Raw genomic sequence first — 16,718 nt, 5'->3', positions numbered from 1 at the left:
TGAGTTCAAATAGAACAACCCAAAGGTAAAGTGAGCCAACTGAACCCGCAAGTTCAAAAGTTCGAATCAGTGAGTAGCCTGTGGATATGAGCGACGGAGCGCCGACCCGAGGACGGATCGACAAACGCGAGGCCATCGTGCGTGCCGCGTTCACGGTGTTCGCACGCCGCGGCTACGACCAGGCGTGCGTGCAGGAGATCGCGGATACCGCGCACGTCGCGAAACCCACTGTCTACAACCATCTCACCGACAAAGCCACACTGTTCCGGCACGCGCTCGAAGCCGCGGCCGATACGGTCGGCAACCGATGCGTGGCCGCCGTCGACCTGCTGCGCGCACCCGGCAACGACCTGACCGAAACCTTCAATGCCATGGCGGGCGAACTGCTTTCGGCATGCGCCGATGAGCAGGGCCGGGCTCTACATCGGCTCGCCCACAGCGCGACAAAGGATTTCCCCGAACTCGCCGAGTCCGTCCACCGGCGAACCGCAGCCCGGCTGACCGATGCCCTGGCCGACCGCCTCGCGCAATTGATGCTCTCCCAACGCCTCCGATCGTGCCCACCCGACCTCGCCGCCGAACAGTTCCTGTCCCTGCTCACCGGCCCGATGGAGCATCGCTCGCGCCTGAGCACCTACGAAGTACCCGCCGCCGACATCACCTCCATCGCTCACGCGGGCGTCGACACCTTCCTCCGCGCCTACGCCCCAGCGGGGTGACGCTGAGCAGCCGAGAGCCCGGCCCCCACACCCGAACTCAGTAACGTGCGCCGAAGTGGCATGGCTTGTACGCAGGCGTAATGAGCGCGCTCTTCGTGCTCGGAGCGACTGCATGTGTCCCGTGAGCGCGTACAGCCAAATGACATCTGTGTTAAATCATGTTGCACAGCAACATAGTTCGTGCTTTATTCACTCGAATAGGCACTCGCACAGTGTGTTTCGCGTCTACCGTCTGCGCATGCCGAACACCAACGAAGCAGCCGACCTGGTACTCGCACCCGCCGCCGACATCGCGCGGCGGATTCGCAGCCGGTCGGTGTCGCCGGTCGAGGTCGTCGATGCCTATCTCGACCGGATCGAAGCGAAGAACCCGGCCGTCAACGCCTACGTCCGCGTGCTCGCCGACGAGGCGCGCGCGGCAGCGCGGGTAGCCGAAAACGAAGTGGCAGCGGGGAAAGTGCGCGGGCCGTTGCACGGCGTCCCGATCGCCATCAAAGACCTGTTCGATTTCAAGGCGGGCGTACCGAACACCTTCGGCGTCAAAGAGTTCGCCGGGTACGTGCCCGAGGAAACCGCCGGGCACGTGACGCGGCTGGAGAATCTCGGCGCCATCGTGCTCGGAAAAACCAACACCCCGGAATTCGGCCACAAAGGCACCACCGACAACCGTCTGTTCGGCCCTACCAGTACACCTTTCGCGCCCGGCATGAACGCGGGCGGATCATCCGGCGGTAGCGCGGCCGCGGTCGCCGCCGGACTGTGCGCACTGTCGCAGGGCTCCGATGGCGGTGGCTCCGTACGCATTCCGGCCGCCATGTGCGGCGTCGTCGGCATGAAGCCGAGCTATGGCCTGCTGGCCGGTGTCGTGCGACCCGACGCCTTCTTCACCTTCGACCCCTTCATGGGCAACGGCCCGCTGGCCAGGTCGGTCGAGGACTGCGCGCTGCTGCTCGACGCGATGGCCGGATTCGACGATCGCGATCCGGGCAGCGTGCCGCTGGCGAAGCAGCGCTACAGCGACGCGATCTTCGCACCGGTGTCCGGGCTGCGCGTGGCGTATCTGCCTACGCTCGGCGGCTTTCCGGTCGCGGCCGACGTGCGCGCCGTCGTCGACGCGTCCGCCCAGTTGCTCACCGACGCCGGGGTGAAGGTCGATACACCAGAGTTCGCACTACCCGCACCGCATCAGGAGGTCACCGATCTGTGGCTGCGACTGACCGGTTCGGCGATGGTCGGCATGATCGAGACCTTCGGTGATCTCGGACTGGATCTGCGCGCCGTCGCGTGGGACAACCTGCCGCCACAATTGCGTGCCGTCGCCGACCGCGGCCTCGCCCAGACCTCGACGCAGCAGCGCCGGGATCGCTTCCTGCGCACCGCGATCTTCGACGCGATCGCCGATATCCTCGACCGCTACGACGCGATCATCACCCCGACCCTCGCCATCGCGGGCATCCCCAACGCCGACGACGGCTGGACCGTCGGCCCCGACAACGTCGAAGGCGAACCGGTCGACCCCATCCTCGGCTGGTGCCTGACCCACCCCTTCAATTACACCGGCAACCCCGCGATCTCCGTCCCCGCCGGTCTCACCCCTTCCGGCCTCCCCATCGGCCTGCAGATCGCCGGCCGTCGCTACCGCGACGACACCGTCCTCGCCCTCGCCGCCGCCTACGAGCGAATCCACCCCTGGCACCACTCCTACCCAACCCTCCTCCAGTAGCCCACGTCGGCACACCTGTCAGAGCGAGTCCTTACGATCTCGCCTATGAGTGAGGTGCTCGACTACGCCACCGCTGGCCCTCTGACAGATTTGTGCGGCATCGACGCCGACGTGTTGCGATCGGTCCCCGTCGAGCCTGTCGACATCTGTCGCCTGGCCCGGGGACTGGTCATCCAACCACAGGATGCCCGAGCCCTGGACCTGTCGGCAGAACGGTTGGGCGAGAACCAGATTCGACCGGCCAACCGTCTGATCGAAGCGCTCGTGCGGTTGGAGACGACCCCGCTCGACGTTCCCCGCGGGCCGTCCCGTCGCGTCGTAGGGACCTGTCGGCACTTCGCTGTGATCAGCTGCGCGCTGCTGCGGTATCGAGGTATCACCTCGCGTGTGCGGTGTGGCTTCGCCACTTACTTCCAGCTTGGGCAAGGTCTCGATCACTGGATCACCGAGTATTGGAAAGACAGCGAAAACCGCTGGGTACGAATCGACTCCGAGATCCTGGGGCAGTCGATCCTGGAACACCCCGAGGATCTGCGCGCCGGTGAATTCCTCAATGGCGGCGAAGCGTGGGCGGCCTTCCGGGACGGCCGTCTCGACGCCGCGACGTTCGGCGTCGATGGTACCGAGAATTGGGGACCCGCCGAGATCCGAGGCAACACGATCAAAGACCTTGCGGCACTGAACAAAGTCGAGACCCTGCCCTGGGACGAATGGGGCCGCATGGACGCGTCCTACAAGGGAGAGACAGGTCCCGAATACGACGATCTGCTCGACACGATCGCCAGGATCTGTATCCAAGACGACACTGCCGCACTCGCCGAACTCTACGCCCGCGATGAGCTACGGGTACCTACAGAACTCCTGCGCTGACATATCGCCCCGCTCGCCCACGGTCATAATTGAGGTCCCTCGCCGAGGAGGAGCGCTGCGATGCCTACCACCGTCCTGTTGATGATCGATATGCAGAACGGCTATCTGCTGCAGGATGTCCGTGACGCATTGGGGTGGCCGCCGATCTGGCGGCTGAACGAGGTCGTCGCCGAATGCCGAGCACTGTTGATCGACGCAAGGGCGGCGGGGATTCCGGTGGTCTATTCCCGCCAAATCGTCAGTCCGGCGGGGCAATTGGCCTCTAATCCGCGGGTCGCGCGGCATCAGCGATATCGGTCGGCGCGGGTGCCGAAGATTACCGACGAGGATAGGGCGTGGCGAGCGCGGTTGATGGATGCGGTGGCTCCGGAGCCCGGCGATCTGGTGCTCGAGAAGACGAGGCACAACTTCTTCGCCTACACGGAACTGGGACCGGTCCTGCGTAGCCTCGGCGCGCAACGGCTGATCGTCGCGGGGCTGCAGACCAACGTGTGCGTCGAGGCCACGGTCCGCGCGGCCCTGGAGCACAACTTCGAGGTCGCCGTCCCCGAGGACGCCGTCACCACCGACGGCCCGGCCCTGCAGCACGCCGCACTGAACTCGATGCGTGTCCTCTATGTCGAAGTAGCGCCGTGGCGGGACCTCATCGCCCCCGAATCATCGTGGGACACAGCATTCACCACCCCGAACTACGGCCGCGACACCGCCTACTGGATCGACCCCGTCACCACGTCAGCACCTAGATGATCCAGGTGCCGTGGATGCGGTGGACTTCCGGGCGGTAGGTGAATGCGCCCCGAGGTTCCTGAGCTCGGCATACTGTGAGTTACCTACCAACGGAGGTGCTCGATGGAACGTCACCGGGATCTATCGCAGGATGCACGCCGCAAAGCAGACAGTGAACGGGCTGCCGCCCACCGGGCGGAACGGCATGATCAGGTGTCGGATCTGAATGCCGCTCGGGAGGAATCCGGTGGCGACTACGCCGAGCCGACGCGGGATATGTATCGCGAGGACGGCGACGCGGAGCCGACCTGACATCTGTGCGCTACCACACGTTCAAGCCGTGTTTACGATATCCGGGTGCTTATCGATGCGAAGGGCAGCCCGAGTGAGCGGGCAGGCGGGCCGCCGCGGGCGCGGCGCCTTCGACCGGCGATCGTGTGGGGGTGCCTCGCCGGTGCGGTGATCGTACTGATCGCCGGCCAGCTGGTGGCCGCGCATATCCATGCGCTCGGGCCGCTGACCAGCCTGGCGTGGGATTACGTCGGTAGGCCGAAGTCGGCGACGACGCCGTGGGCGGGATTCCTGCTCGCGCTCGTCGGCATCACCGCCAGGGAGCGGGTGACCGTCGTGGTCGCGGCGGTCGCGGTCGACGCGGCGTTCGTGCTGGTGCGCACGCTCGAAGGCAAGCCGTTCACGGTCGGCAACGGTCCGACGATCGTGCTGACCGTGCTCGCGGTGGTGGTGGCCCTGCGATGGACCGGCGAGCGGCGGCATACGGCACTGCGCGCGATCGGTCTCGGCGCGCTGCTGATCCTCGCGACGAAGGTCAGCGAGGTCTGGCTGGATATCACCGCGTGGTCGCGGCCGATGGTGCTCGATCCCTATGTGCAGGCGGCCGATCGGGCACTCGGCAATCCGTCGTGGGTGGTCGGGCAGGCGCTGGAGGCGGCGGGGCCGGTGCCGTTCAACGTGGTGCGCTGGGTCTACTTCGAGCTGCCCGTCGCGGCCATCGTGGTCGCGGCATGGCAGTTGCGGAATGTGACGAAGGGGGCGTGGCCGCGGCACTACCTGGTGCGCACGTTCCTGACGCTCGGGTTGATCGGCCCGATCTGGTACGTCATCTTCCCGGTGGTCGGCCCGATCCTCGCGTACGGATCTTGGGGCCACGGTTGGGAACTCGCGGACGTGTGGCCGAATGTCGTTCCCGCACTGCCGTCCTCGATCGAGGCGATGCCGTTCGACGGGATCACGCCGCGCAACTGCATGCCGTCTTTGCATACGGCATGGGCGCTTTCGCTGTTCATCCATTCCCGGCGCGGCCCGCGGTGGCTGCGCTGGGGCGGTGCGTTCTGGCTCGTCTGCACCCTGACCGCGACGCTCGGCCTCGGCGCGCACTACGGCATCGACCTGGTCGTCGGCGCGGCACTGTGCCTGACCATCGAATCGGCGCTGCGGGAACCCGAGCGCGGCTGGGACCGCGCGCGGATTCGGGTGGTCGGCCTCGGGATCGCCGTCTTCGCCGGTGTACTGCTGTGCATCCGCTACCTGGCCGCATCGATGGCCGCGTATCCGATCCCATTCGGCATCGCGGTCCTCGGCGCGCTGGCCACACTGGTGTACCTCTTCTACGCCACGTGGTTCGCGCCGACTCGTGGTGAACCGATCGTCGAGGAGCACACGGCGGCAACGGAATCCAGCGAGTCGCCGCGCACGTGAGCGCACGGCTAGGACTTGCGCAATGTGCCAGAGACGGTCGGGCGGTCCGCGGTGTAGGCGAGGGTACCGTCGGGCCGCAGTTGCGCCGTGGACGGTTTGGCGCCATCGCCGCACACCGTTCCCCCGCTGGTGCGCCCGGTGAAGGAGAGTTCGGTTTCGCTGGCGTTGAACAGGCGCTCGATGCGGTCGCAGCGGTTGCCGGTGGCGTTGTCGACGACGGAGGAGAGCGCGACCTCCTCGGCGTTCTTGCCGGAGTTGATGGTCAGCGTGATCTCGTAGGTGACCGGCCCGTCGACGGCGATCCCCCGCCACACCCCCAGGAAGGCCTGCGGCACCGCCCACACGGCGACGACCGGGGTGGTGTCGACGACGCGGGTGGGCGCGGTGGTGCTGCTCGTGCCGTGGCCGGTATGGGACTCCCCCTGGCAGCCCGTAGCGAAGACCATGCCGGTGATCGCGGCGACTGCCCCAATCGTGCTCAGGCGCAGCCGATTCGGCCGCTCCGCTGGAACTCGCCTCATCGTGCCGAGTCTAAACCCGCGGAAAACGCGCTGTGGCGGTATCGAGTTGGTCGACTGTCCGGTGAACCCGCTCACATGTCCGCCGCTCCGCAGGCTTCTGAGCTGGTCAGGACCTATCTATCGCGGCTCGCGTTTACAGTAATCGGATCCAACGACTTCAGTGATCACACGTCTTGTTCATACGGTGGATGAATGCGACTCCTGGCCAAACTCCGTATCGACGGGTTCATGCTCGGCATCCTCGCCACGGTGCTCATCGCGGCGCTGCTGCCCGCCCGCGGCGCGGCGGCGGACGTACTGGACTGGGCGACCACGGTCGCGATCGCACTGCTGTTCTTCCTGTACGGCGCGCGCCTCGAACCGCGCGAGGCGCTGGCGGGCCTGCGGCACTGGCGGCTGCACTCGGTCGTGCTCGCCTCGACCTTCGTGGTGTTCCCGCTACTCGGTCTGGCGCTGCGCATCCTGGTGCCCTCGGTGCTGACCGACGATCTCTACACCGGCATCCTGTTCCTGTGCCTGCTGCCCTCGACGGTGCAGTCCTCGATCGCGTTCACCTCGATGGCGCGGGGCAATGTGGCGGGCGCGGTGGTCAGCGCGTCGCTGTCGAATCTGCTGGGCGTCTTCGTGACTCCGCTGCTGGTCATGCTGTTGATGAACACCACGGGCGGCGTCGAGGTCTCGGCGTCGTCGGTGTTGCAGATCGTCGCGCAGCTGCTGCTGCCGTTCCTGGTCGGCCAGCTGCTGCGCCGCAGGCTGGCGTGGCTGCTGCGGCACACGGCGGTGATCAAGACCGTCGACCGCGGCTCGGTGTACCTGGTCGTCTACGCGGCGTTCAGCGCGGGCATGGTCGAACACATTTGGAGCAACGTATCCCCCGGCCCGCTCATCACGACGGTACTGGTGTGCGTCGGCCTGCTCGCACTGGTGCTGTGCCTGACCACCGTCACGAGCAAGCTGCTCGGCTTCTCCCGTGACGACCGCATCGTGGTGATCTTCTGCGGTTCGAAGAAGAGCCTCGCCAGCGGCCTGCCCATGGCCACGGTGCTGTTCGCGGGCCACCAAATCGGCCTGATCGTGTTGCCGCTCATGCTCTTCCACCAGATTCAGCTGTTCACCTGCGCATGGCTCGCACAGCGCTACGCGCGGCAGGCTCCGGCCGAGCACGCCGAACCGGCGGTCGCGGCCGTCTAGCCGCGGTACCGGGCGGCGAACCGGCGCAGGATCTCCATCGGCACGGTGATCCGCTCCCGATGGCCGAGCGCCATCAGCTCATCCGCCTCGTGCGGCTCGAAATAGCCCTCGTGCCGGTAGGTCTCGATGCGTACGGCCAGTCCGTCGCCATCCAGTTCGGGATGGAACTGGGTGGCGTAGACGTGCTGCCCAACTCGAACCATCTGCACCGGGCAATCGGCCGAGCCTGCCAGCAGCACCGCGCCGGGTGGTACCTCCTGGCAGGCCTCCTTGTGCCCGACGAAGGCACGGAAGGCGGACGGAAGCTCGCGCACCAGCGGATCGTCACGCGCGGCCTCGGTCATCTCGATGGTCTGCGCACCGGCTTTCTCGCCGTACTGCTCGGTGCCCACTTTCGCGCCGAGCACATCGGCCAGGATGCTCAACCCGTAGCAGGCGCCGAGATACGGGAAATCGCGCCGGACGATCTCGGCGATCACCTCCCGCAGCGGCGGCTCGAATCGGCGCTGGTAATCGTATTTCCGCTCCTCCGGACTGCTCACATTGCTCGGCCCGCCACCGACCACCACCGCGGCGAACTCGTCGAGGTCGATATCGGGAAACTCCTGATCCATCCGAATCCGCACCGCATCACCGGCCCCGATCCGCGCGGCCCGCAGCACGGCCCGATATTCGTCGTCCGCGGCCGCGACCTCGGGTCGCAACTGCAACAGCAGCAGTGGCTTCGCCATGCATGAGATTCTCGAAGATTCGCGGCGGCCGGGTGCGCGCGACACGCTGCGATCGTGCACCAACCCTGGCGAACTCGGGGTTCGAACCAGTTGCGCTGTGTTAGCGTCGCCGCACATCGACTGCCGCAACACTGCTTTGGGGCGATCGACCGGCAGTACCCCCAGTTATTCAGGATTCGATGGACAAGCAGCCCTCGCCGCAGCCCGACCAGCGGCAGCAGGATTCGCGACGGCGCAAGCTGAAAGGCGCCGGTGTCTTCGGCTGTGTTCTGCTCGCGTTCGCCGCCGCCGCGATATTCGGATTACGCGGCGGCACAGAACAATCGACCGTCGCGGCGACGCTGACCTCCGCACCGGGCGGACCGGCCTTCATTCCGGTGTCGACCGTGCGCGATATCGCGGCGACACCGGACAGCCGCGAGGTCTACGTCGCGCACGCGGGAATCGTCTCGGTGGTGGAGACGGCAACCAACAAGGTCTCGGACGTCATCTCGGTGCCGGGACAGCCCGGCGCGCTGACGATCACTCCCGATGGCGCCTTCGTCTTCGTGGCGACCACCACCGCGCTGGTGAAGATCGACACCAGGTCGCGGACCGTGGTCAAGCAGATCAACCACGACTACGCCACGGCGCGGACCATCGCCGTCACACCGGACGGCACCCGGGTGTACGCCGCCTACTCCGGGCTGCAGCGTTCGTGGATCGCGGTACTCGATACGAAGACCGAAGCCGTCACGGCGACACTGCAGTTCGATCCGCAGACCGATGAATTCGTGATGGGAGCGGGCGGACGAACCCTCTACCTGTTACGCGGCCGGGAAGGGCGGATTTCGGTGCGGGACACCGTCACCGAGACAATGGCCGCCGAAATCCGCTTGGACGGCAGCCATACCCGGCTCGCGCTGACCCCGGACGGCCGCCGCCTCTACAGCTTCGAACCGAAAGGCAGCCTGACGGTCATCGATACCGCGACCAATTCCATCGTCGCGCGGTTGCGGCACACCGTCGGCGGCCGCGATATCGCCGCGGCGCCGAATGGGCGGTACGTGTACGTCGTCGCCACCGTCGATCCGCGCGGCTGCGTGACGGTGCTCGACACCACCTCCGGCGCGGTGGTCGAAATGATCGCGCTGCCCGGCCCGGCCGACCGGATCGCGGTCACACCGGACGGGCGGCGGCTGTATGTCGGCACCGAATCCGATGCGCGCATGCAGGTCGTCGACCTCAGCCGCTACGCCTGACCGGTACCGCTATGCCTGACCTGCACTGCTACGCCAGCGGCGCGGCGTGCTGCCGTGGGTGCGCCGGAACAGGCGCGTGAAGTAGCCGGGATCGAATATCCCCACCCGGTGGGCGATTTCGCCGATCGGCAGTTCGGTCTCGGTGAGCAACCTGCGCGCCTCGGCCATCCTGCGCTCGATGATCCACTCCTGCACGGTGCGCCCGGTGCGGCGCCGGACGACGGTGGTGAGGTGGCCAGGGGTCATGCCGACCGCGCGCGCCACATCGCGCAGCGAGAGCTGTTCGCCGTAGCGGCGCGCGATCACCTCGAAGACCTCGGCGAGCAGCGGCTCACCGCTGCGCCGCAGATCGCCGACCACGTCGACGGCCAGCCGGGCGAGCTCGATCAGCAGCAGGGTCAGATGCGCGGACACCGCCTGCCGGTAACCCGGTCCGCGGGTGGCGAGTTCGGCCTCCATGGCCTCGATCGTCGCGTCCCAGAACATGGTTCGCGCCGGGGGTACCTCGAGCCGCAGCACGCCCCCCGAATTCCCGTGCAGGAACGGCAGCAACAGCGGATGCTCATGCCACAGCGCGGCCGGGCCGCGCCCACCGGCGCCGAGTAGCGCCGGGTCGAAGAACATGACGACGCCGTTGTCCATGGCGTCCCGGTCGACGGGGTCGATGACCACTCCCGCGGCGACCACATATACCGCACCCGGATCACGGATGTACAGCAGCACCGGGAAGTCGTGGATGTGCGGGCGGTCGACGGTCAGCTGGTCGGCGGCGGGCAGCCGCAGGATCGAGACCGGCGGCGTGCCCGGGTCGGTCCGGTAGTCGAAGATCGGCACGCCACCGCGCTGCCGCACAAGGCGGGTCACGGTCGGCATTGCGTCGGACACAGCACCGAAGATAGTCCTATTTCTACCGACTATCGACCAAGATATCTGCGCAAGTCCCGATCACCATGGAAGGCATGACCAAACATCATCCAGATTCGGCGACCCAGGTGATGGGCAACCGCCACGACTACCTGCCCGCGTTCGGCAACGATCTACTGCTGCCCGGCTACGACCTGCTCACCCGCTCGCTCGGCGTGCCGAGGGCGCACACCAGGCTCATCGACCAGGCCGGCCTCGAGGACGGCCACCGGGTGCTGGAGATCGGCTGCGGCACCGGCAATCTCACGATCCGCGCGAAGCACACCCGCCCCGGCGCGACCGTGATCGGCTCCGATCCGGATCCGAAGGCGCTTGCCGTCGCGGTCCGAAAGGCGCACGGGCTGAGCGAGATCCGGTTCGAGCGCGGCTACGGCCAGGAGCTGCCCTATGCGGACGGCGAATTCGACCGGGTGCTCTCCTCGCTGATGTTCCACCATCTCGACGCCGAAGTGAAAGCCGGTGTGGCGGCGGAGGCGCTGCGCGTCCTTCGTCCCGGCGGCAGGCTGCACCTGCTCGATATCGGTGGCGAGATGACCGCCGCCGACGGGGTGGCCGCGCGCCTGTCCCTGCGCACCGGCCACCTGTCCGGCAACCTCGGCGACGCCATCCCCCGCCTGCTGCGCGAGACCGGGTTCGACTGCACCGTAATCGCTTCCGAGCGGCACCGCCTGCTCGGCCGCCTCACCTACTACCGCGCCATCCGCCCCGCCTGAGGGGGTGTCATCCTGGCCTCCAGGATCGGGCCGATCTCGGCCGCCTTGTCCGCGTTGAGCATTCCGGTGTGCCATTCGTCGACCGGGATCCGGTCGATGCCGGCGGTGATGTGATCGCGCCAGCGTTCGGCGAGGTGGTCCCGGCCCGATTCGCGGGTGGAGGTGAACAGCAGGGCGTCGCCGGTGAATCGGCCCGGCGTGTAGGGCAGCGGTTTCGAGAAGCTCTCGAGGACTCGCGAGACCTGTTCTGGCGTCAGGATTCCGGCGCGATCGAGCCGATCCGCCAACAGCGCGTGGAAGTCCGCGAGGTTGTCGATCTCGGGGATATCGGTCAGGCCGAGCACCTCGTGCCAGCCGCCGATGATCCGGCCGACGGCCTGCGCGATCTGCGCGGGCTCGGGTTCCGGGGTCTGCGCCGCACCGGTTTCCGGGCTGGCATCGACGAGGGCGAGCAGGCCGACCGTGTGACCGAGCTCTTGCAGTCGCACGGCCATCGCATGCGCGATCTGGCCGCCGAGTGACCAGCCGAGCAGGTGATAGGTGGTGCCGGGGAAGCGCTCGACGATCTCCCGGACGTACCGGTCGGCGTAGGCGTCGATCGATTCCAGCCTGGACTCCTCGGCGACGATGTACGGATCTTGCAGGCCGTACACCGGGCGTTCGGGATCGAGGTGACTCACCAGGGCGCCGTACACCCAGGCGAGACCGCCGCCGGGATGGATACAGAACAGGGGCGCCCGACTGCCGGCGGCCCGCAGCGGCGTCAGCACGCCCAGTGAGATGTTCATGGCGTCCTGCTCGCTGTCCAGGCAGGCCGCCAGCGAGGTCGGCGTCGCATCCGCGAACAACTGGTTGTACCGCAGCTGCTTTCCGGTCCGGGAACGCACCAGCGAGACGACTTGCACCGCGGTGAGCGAGTTCCCGCCCAGCGTGAAGAAGTCGTCGTCCGCCCCGACGCGCTCGACGCCGAGCACCTCGGCGAACACCACCGCCACCAGTTCCTCGGTGGCGGTGGCCGGAGCGCGGAACTCCCGTGGCGCCGGCACCGGTTCGGGCAAGGCACGGCGATCGACCTTGCCACCGCTGGTCATCGGCAGCCGGTCGAGCACCGTCACCACCTCCGGCACCATGTAGCCGGGCAGGCGCTCGGCGACCGCACGCCGGACCTGCGCCGGATCGAGTGCGCCGCCTGCCACATAGGCCGCGAGACGCGCGCCACCGTCCGCGGTGTGCACGATCACCACGGCCTGCTCGATGCCGTCCAGATCCGTCAGCGCCGCCTCGATCTCGCCGAGCTCCAGCCGCTGGCCGCGCACCTTGACCTGGAAGTCGGCGCGCCCGACGAAGACAAGCGCCGCATCGGTTTCGGCCGCGCCGGTGGCCCAGCGGACCAGATCTCCGGTCCGATACAACCGATCACCGGGTGCGCCGAAGGGATTCGCCACGAACCTCGATGCCGTCAGTTCCGCGCGACCCCGATATCCGCGTGCCACACCGGGACCCGATACATACAGCTCACCCACCACACCCGCGGGCACCGGACGCAGCAACGGATCGAGTACGACCGCGGCCATCCCGTCGATCACCGCGCCCACCGTCACCGGCGCACCGGCGCGCAGTTCGGCGGTGCCGGTCACCCAGATCGTGGCCTCGGCCGGGCCGTACAGGTTGTGCACCCGGCGCGAGCGCGCGACGTCGGTGCGCGACCACCGCGACACCAGCTGCGCGGCACACCGGTCGCCACCGGTCAGCACCGTCCGCAGCGCATCGAGACCCGCCGGATCCACCGACATCGCCACCGCGGGCGTCAGGAACGCATGGCTGATCCGCTCGCTCCGCAGCAGGTCCCACAGCGGTTGTCCGCCGAACACGTCCGGCGGTGCGACCACCAGCGCCGCACGACCGGACACGGCGAGCAGCAGCTCCAGAATCGCCGCGTCGAAGGTCCGCGCCGCCACGCTCAGCACCCGCGAATCCGCGTCCACCGCGGTGCGGCGCAGTTGGTCGGCCACCACCGCCGCCAGCCCCGCGCTGGTGACCTCGACGCCCTTCGGCTGCCCGGTCGAGCCGGAGGTGTAGACGACATAGGCCGTATTGCCCGGCCGCAGCGGCAGGCACCGATCGGCGTCGGTGACCCCGGCGGCACTGTGCGCGGACAGATCGAGCTGGTCCAGCCGGACCGTCTCCACCCCCGCCGCCTCGACCTCGAGCTCGGTGGTGGCCAGCACACAGCGGGCGCCGGAATCGGTGCACAAGAACCGATTCCGGTCGAGCGGATGAGCCGGATCGAGCGACAGGAACGCCGCGCCGGTTTTGGCGACCGCCCACACGGCCAGCACCCACTCCAGCGACCGCGCGATTCCGATCGCGACGACCGATTCCGGACCGACGCCGCACCCGATCAGGAACCGCGCCAACCGATTCGAGCGCTCATCCAACTCGAGATAGGAGAGCTGCCCGCCCCCCGCGATCACCGCGGCGCCGTCCGGATGCGCGCCGACGGCGGCGGCAAGCAAGACCGGCAGCGTCAACCCACCGGCGAGAGCGCCGGGGTCGGCGGTGGCGTCGTTGTGGCCCCAAATACGCAGGACCCGTTGTCGTTCCGGTTCCGACAGCAGGTCGATATCGCGGACCAGGACCCCGGGATCCCGGGCGATCGCCGCGAGCGCACGATGCAGGCGATGCGCGAACTGCTCGATCGTCGCCGCATCGAAAAGCTCGGTGGCGTAGCTGAAGTTGACCGGCATCGCCCCCGCACCGTCGGGGGTGTCGGTGAGTGTCAGTGTCAGATCGAACCGTTCGATACCGGTGTCGGCGCCCGACGGCGTCACCTCGATACCGGGCAGCGTGAACGCGGCCCGATCGAGGTTGTGGAAGGCGAGCATCACCTGGAACAGCGGATGATGCGCCTGGCTGCGTGGCGGATCCAGCGCCTCGACCACCTGCTCGAACGGCACCTCCGCGTGGGCGAACCCCTCGAGGTCCGCGCCACGGATCCGGGCGAGCAGTTCGGCGGCCGATACCGATTCGTCCACCCGCGTGCGCAAGACGATCGTATTGACGAACATGCCGACCAGATCGTCGAGTTCGGCCGCGCCACGCCCCGCGATCGGGGTGCCGACCGCGATATCGCCACTGCCCGACAGCCGGGACAGCACGATGGCCAGTGCCGCATGGAAGATCATGAACACCGTCACGCCATGGGCGCGCGCGACACCCTGTATTCCGGTCACGACCTCCGGATCCACCGCGAAGAAGTGGGTCGCGCCACGGTGGGAGGCCACGGGCGGGCGCGGCCGATCGGTGGGCAGCTCCAGCAGTTCGGGCAGATCGTGGAGTCGCTCGGTCCAGTACCGAAGCTGTTGCGACAGTACCGATTCCGCGTCGCCCGCCGAACCGAGCAGCTCGCGCTGCCACAGGGTGTAGTCCGCGTACTGCACCGGCAGCGGCAGCCAGTCCGGTTGCCGCCCCGCGTGCCTCGCCGCGTAGGCCGCGGCGAGGTCGCGCGCCAACGGGCCCATCGAGAACCCGTCGGCGCCGATGTGATGGACCACGAGCACCAGAACGAACTCTTCGCCGCCGAGCCGCAGCAGCCTGGCGCGCACGGGAACCCGTTGCGCCACATCGAAACCCGCCGAGACGATTTCGGTGACCGTATCCGCGGCTTCCGCCTGCCCGATCAACAGCGGCGTGAGATCGATGTCCACCGCGGCGGCCAGTTCGGCCACCGGCACGATCTCTTGATACGGCACCCCGTCGACGTCCGGATACCTGGTGCGCAAGACCTCGTGGCGCGCAAGCACATCGAACACCGCCGCGGCCAGCGCCGTCACGTCCAGCGCACCGGCCATCCGCAACACCAGCGGAATGCTGTAGGCGATCGAGTCGGGCGCGAACCGGTTCACGAACCACATCCGTTGCTGCGCGGACGACAACGGCAGCCGATCCGGGCGCGCCCGCACCCCCAGCCGAGTGCCACCGGCCTCCGTCGGTGACGCCTCGGCGACCCGGGGGGCGAGCAGCTCCGCCAATTCCTCGACCATCGTCGCCTCGAACACGTCGCGTACCCTGACGCGCACACCGACACCGTCGGCGAGCCGGGCCACCACGCGCGACGCCGACAGCGAATTCCCGCCGAGCGCGAAGAAATCGTCGTCGAGGCCGACCCGATCGACCTCGAGCACCTCGGCGAACACCTCCGCCACTGCCCGCTGCACCGCCGTCGCCGGTGCTCGATAGCGCGCACGCGGCGATACCGGTTCCGGCAGTCCGGCCCTGTCGACCTTCCCGTTCACCGTCAGCGGCAACGCGTCGAGCACCATCACCACATCCGGCACCATGAACCCAGGCAATCGTTGCCCGACCTGCCACCTGACCTGCACCGGATCCGGCGCACATCCCGCCGCGCCCACCACGTAGGCCACCAACCGCGCGCCGCTCGCGTCGGTGCCCTCGGCGCGATGGATGATCACCACCGCCTGATCGATATCCGCCAGATCCGTCAGCGTGGCCTCGACCTCGCCCGGTTCCATGCGCTGCCCGCGCACCTTGACCTGGAAGTCCGCCCGCCCCGCGTAGGCCAATACCCCTGCACCCGAACCATTTTCGGACGTCACGTCGTTCACCCAGCGGACCATGTCGCCCGTCCGATACAACCGATCGCCGGGCGCACCATACGGATTCGCCACGAACCGCGACGCCGTCAAATCCATCCGACCTCGATATCCGCGCGCCAGCGCCGGACCCGACACATACAACTCACCCAGCACGCCCGCGGGCACCGGGCGCAACCACGAATCCAGCACCAGCCCGGACATCCCCGGGATGACCGAGCCCAATGTGACCGGATCACTCGGCGACAGGTCGGCATGCCTCGTCACCCAGATGGTGGCTTCCGCCGGGCCGTACACGTTCTGCACCCTGCGAGTGCCCGCGGCATCGGTACGCGACCAGCGCGACACCAGCTGCGTCGCGAAGCCATCGCCACCGACCATCAGTATCCGCAGTCGATCGAGCCCCGCCGGATCCACCGACATCGCCACCGCGGGCGTCAAGAACGCATGGGTGATGCGCTCGGCGCGCATCAGCTCCCAGAGCGGCTGTCCGCTGTAGACATCCGACGGGGCGACCACCAGGACCGCACCGCCGCACACGGCGAGCAGCAGCTCCAGCACCGCCACGTCGAAGGTCAGCGCCGCCACGTTCAGCACCCGCGAATCGGCGTCGATCTCGCAGTGGCGCAGTTGATCCGCCATCGCGCCGACCAACCCGGCGTGGGTGACCTCGGTACCTTTCGGGCGCCCTGTCGACCCCGAGGTGTAGACGACGTACGCGGTGTTACCCGGCCGCAGCGTCGCGTGCCGATCCGCATCGGTCAGCGGGGTTTGCGAATACTGCTCGATCCGGGCCGCCTCGGCGGGATCGTCCACGACCAGCCACGACATACCATCCCGCGGCAAGGCCGCCGCATGCCGACACACGGTAATACCCACCGCGACACCGGAATCAGTGCACATGAACCGATTCCGATCCAGCGGATGCCCGGGATCCAGCGACACGAAACCGGCACCGGCCTTGGTGATCGCCCACACCGCGAGCACCCGTTCCAGCGATCTGGGCAGACCGACGGCGACCACCGAATCC

General features: G+C 67.9%; 12 protein-coding genes (1 of these 12 cut by a window edge). 8 read left to right on the top strand and 4 right to left on the bottom strand.

What is annotated here, in order from left to right; translation table 11 throughout:
- Window positions 1–86 precede the first annotated feature (86 nt).
- The 5 genes from ACIG5A_RS02370 to ACIG5A_RS02350 all read left to right on the top strand — a co-directional run bounded on the left by ACIG5A_RS02370 (window position 87) and on the right by ACIG5A_RS02350 (window position 5,754).
- The gene (locus tag ACIG5A_RS02370) at window positions 87–719 is read left to right on the top strand and encodes a TetR/AcrR family transcriptional regulator (protein WP_397236817.1); all 633 of its coding nucleotides are present in this window, start codon (window positions 87–89) and stop codon (window positions 717–719) included.
- A gap of 238 nt (window positions 720–957) precedes the next feature.
- Complete coding sequence (locus ACIG5A_RS02365) at window positions 958–2,442, top strand: amidase (protein WP_397236815.1); 1,485 nt, start codon at window positions 958–960, stop codon at window positions 2,440–2,442.
- A 45-nt stretch (window positions 2,443–2,487) separates the two neighbouring features.
- Window positions 2,488–3,312: a transglutaminase domain-containing protein gene (locus tag ACIG5A_RS02360; protein WP_397236813.1), complete on the top strand. Its 825-nt coding sequence runs from the start codon at window positions 2,488–2,490 to the stop codon at window positions 3,310–3,312.
- Between the two features lie 60 nt (window positions 3,313–3,372).
- A complete protein-coding gene (locus ACIG5A_RS02355) occupies window positions 3,373–4,059 on the top strand; it encodes a cysteine hydrolase family protein (RefSeq protein WP_397236811.1) in 687 nt (228 codons plus the stop codon).
- 342 nt (window positions 4,060–4,401) lie between these two features.
- Window positions 4,402–5,754: a DUF5933 domain-containing protein gene (locus tag ACIG5A_RS02350; RefSeq protein WP_397238784.1), complete on the top strand. Its 1,353-nt coding sequence runs from the start codon at window positions 4,402–4,404 to the stop codon at window positions 5,752–5,754.
- Window positions 5,755–5,762: 8 nt separating this feature from the next.
- Here the strand turns inward: ACIG5A_RS02350 and ACIG5A_RS02345 are convergent, their stop codons facing one another.
- Window positions 5,763–6,275, bottom strand: a complete 513-nt coding sequence (locus ACIG5A_RS02345) for a hypothetical protein (protein ID WP_397236809.1) — start codon at window positions 6,273–6,275, stop codon at window positions 5,763–5,765.
- A gap of 192 nt (window positions 6,276–6,467) precedes the next feature.
- Between ACIG5A_RS02345 and ACIG5A_RS02340 the strand changes: the two genes are divergently transcribed.
- A complete protein-coding gene (locus ACIG5A_RS02340; protein WP_397236807.1) occupies window positions 6,468–7,466 on the top strand; it encodes a bile acid:sodium symporter family protein in 999 nt (332 codons plus the stop codon).
- On the opposite strand, the gene ACIG5A_RS02335 is transcribed toward ACIG5A_RS02340, so the two are convergent.
- A complete protein-coding gene (locus ACIG5A_RS02335) occupies window positions 7,463–8,197 on the bottom strand; it encodes a glutamine amidotransferase (protein ID WP_397236805.1) in 735 nt (244 codons plus the stop codon). The genes ACIG5A_RS02340 and ACIG5A_RS02335 overlap by 4 nt on opposite strands.
- A gap of 179 nt (window positions 8,198–8,376) precedes the next feature.
- Between ACIG5A_RS02335 and ACIG5A_RS02330 the strand changes: the two genes are divergently transcribed.
- Window positions 8,377–9,438, top strand: a complete 1,062-nt coding sequence (locus ACIG5A_RS02330) for a YncE family protein (protein ID WP_397236803.1) — start codon at window positions 8,377–8,379, stop codon at window positions 9,436–9,438.
- Between the two features lie 9 nt (window positions 9,439–9,447).
- Here the strand turns inward: ACIG5A_RS02330 and ACIG5A_RS02325 are convergent, their stop codons facing one another.
- On the bottom strand, window positions 9,448–10,311 hold the full coding sequence (locus ACIG5A_RS02325; protein ID WP_397238782.1) for a helix-turn-helix transcriptional regulator: 864 nt from the start codon (window positions 10,309–10,311) through the stop codon (window positions 9,448–9,450).
- Window positions 10,312–10,397: 86 nt separating this feature from the next.
- Here ACIG5A_RS02325 and ACIG5A_RS02320 point away from each other — a divergent pair, with 86 nt between their 5' ends.
- Window positions 10,398–11,075 (top strand): class I SAM-dependent methyltransferase, encoded by a 678-nt coding sequence (locus tag ACIG5A_RS02320; protein ID WP_397236801.1) that lies wholly within the window; start codon window positions 10,398–10,400, stop codon window positions 11,073–11,075.
- Here ACIG5A_RS02320 and ACIG5A_RS02315 read toward each other — a convergent pair.
- Window positions 11,051–16,718, bottom strand: the 3' end of a protein-coding gene (locus ACIG5A_RS02315) for a non-ribosomal peptide synthase/polyketide synthase (RefSeq protein ID WP_397236799.1). The gene runs 22,811 nt beyond the window's last position; the window shows 5,668 of its 28,479 coding nt (coding positions 22,812–28,479); the start codon falls outside the window, past its right edge; the stop codon is at window positions 11,051–11,053. The genes ACIG5A_RS02320 and ACIG5A_RS02315 overlap by 25 nt on opposite strands.

The sequence above is a fragment of the Nocardia sp. NPDC052566 genome (assembly GCF_044547285.1).
Classification (GTDB): Bacteria; Actinomycetota; Actinomycetes; order Mycobacteriales; family Mycobacteriaceae; genus Nocardia.
Note: the sequence above shows the minus strand (reverse complement) of the source record. Positions and strands in the feature narration are given on the sequence as shown.

Coding starts and splice junctions, on each gene's coding strand:
- ACIG5A_RS02370 (WP_397236817.1), top strand. CDS start 87: ATGAGCGACGGAGCGCCGACCCGAGGACGGATCGACAAACGCGAGGCC.
- ACIG5A_RS02365 (WP_397236815.1), top strand. CDS start 958: ATGCCGAACACCAACGAAGCAGCCGACCTGGTACTCGCACCCGCCGCC.
- ACIG5A_RS02360 (WP_397236813.1), top strand. CDS start 2,488: ATGAGTGAGGTGCTCGACTACGCCACCGCTGGCCCTCTGACAGATTTG.
- ACIG5A_RS02355 (WP_397236811.1), top strand. CDS start 3,373: ATGCCTACCACCGTCCTGTTGATGATCGATATGCAGAACGGCTATCTG.
- ACIG5A_RS02345 (WP_397236809.1), bottom strand. CDS start 6,275: ATGAGGCGAGTTCCAGCGGAGCGGCCGAATCGGCTGCGCCTGAGCACG.
- ACIG5A_RS02340 (WP_397236807.1), top strand. CDS start 6,468: ATGCGACTCCTGGCCAAACTCCGTATCGACGGGTTCATGCTCGGCATC.
- ACIG5A_RS02335 (WP_397236805.1), bottom strand. CDS start 8,197: ATGGCGAAGCCACTGCTGCTGTTGCAGTTGCGACCCGAGGTCGCGGCC.
- ACIG5A_RS02330 (WP_397236803.1), top strand. CDS start 8,377: ATGGACAAGCAGCCCTCGCCGCAGCCCGACCAGCGGCAGCAGGATTCG.
- ACIG5A_RS02325 (WP_397238782.1), bottom strand. CDS start 10,311: ATGCCGACCGTGACCCGCCTTGTGCGGCAGCGCGGTGGCGTGCCGATC.
- ACIG5A_RS02320 (WP_397236801.1), top strand. CDS start 10,398: ATGACCAAACATCATCCAGATTCGGCGACCCAGGTGATGGGCAACCGC.